This is a genomic window from Allobosea sp. P1_A7 (assembly GCF_056406775.1).
Window position 1 is genome coordinate 1 of record NZ_JBFTZN010000590.1, and the last position, 1,146, is coordinate 1,146.

The window sequence follows — 1,146 nt, forward strand, 5'->3', positions numbered from 1 at the left end:
GACGATGTTGACGATGTTCGATCTCTTCAAACTCATCACCGACTCTATCCGCGAACAAACTGAAGAATATTCGAAGGCACAGGACCGGGTTGGTGCACGGCAAATCTCGGCCCTCTTCGATCCTTTCGGCATGACCACAACTTCTCCCGTGCGGGTAGCAATCCGCAGCGATGAAGGCCCTCGTGGCCGCACCGCCAAACGAACTAGCTGAAGTGATGCTCCAGCGGGCTTCTTGGCCGCGGCGATCCGGACCCTGTTGTGTCTCAGCAATCAGGATCGGCACCAACCCGCGCAAGCCAGTGCGAACTGTCGCGCGGATTGAGCCCTCGCTGTCCCGGGGCTAAGTTTAGCGACATGGATCAGCTTCAAAAGCGACACGCATCGGGCATTGAAACAAACCGCTCGACCATGCAGCGCTAGCCGCCTCGCATTGCCGTCCAGCTCGGCTCGTTCTATCCTTACTGAGATCCCGTCCGAACGGGGCTTAGCTGAGGGCCCTTTTTGCCGTAACGCCTCAAAGTACACGGTTTCTATTGGCTGCATTGCTGGTGAGGTCGCATATGGAAATCGGTTGGATCGCCGCCATCGTTGTCGGCGGCATTGCTGGCTGGCTCGCCGAGCAGTTTATGAAGAGCGACATGGGACTTGTGATGAACATCGTCCTGGGAATCGTAGGGGCCGCTGCTGCTAGTTGGCTGTTCGGCCTTATGGGTATCAAATTCGGTCCCGGTTGGGTCGGTTATTTGATCGCGGGCTTCGTTGGGGCAGTTATCCTGATCTTCGCCGTGCGGATGGTTCGACAACGCGCTTGATTCATTCCGTGTTGCCCGGCCCTGGCTGGCGTCGAGAAGCAGACTAGGTTCGACCTCACCATCGATCTTTGGGCATTGTCACGGGAAACTCGACGAGCCGGATTTCGCTCTGTGCAATGCTGCACTTACGCGGCGGTGGTCGCGTTTTGCCACTGCTGCGCGGACGCGGCTCGGAAGAGGCGCAGCGTCGGTCGGGCGTTGTCATGTCTGGACGGCGCCCTTTGATCAAGGGGATTTCTTTGGCGCGGCGAGGATCGTGGGAGCGGTCATGTCTTCGGCCTTTTGGTGCACTTTTCTAAGCGCTGGCCCTGATGTTGTCCGCGTCATCCTTGGC

Annotated in this window: 2 protein-coding genes; both read left to right on the forward strand. The window is 58.3% G+C overall.

All coding sequences use genetic code 11. The features are described from left to right. A partial coding sequence (locus AC1D34_RS37840) for a hypothetical protein (RefSeq protein WP_476827063.1) occupies positions 1–211 on the forward strand: 211 nt, incomplete at its 5' end. Positions 212–560: 349 nt separating this feature from the next. Then, positions 561–812, forward strand: a complete 252-nt coding sequence (locus tag AC1D34_RS37845; protein WP_441509074.1) for a GlsB/YeaQ/YmgE family stress response membrane protein — start codon at positions 561–563, stop codon at positions 810–812. The last annotated feature ends 334 nt before the right edge of the window (positions 813–1,146 follow it).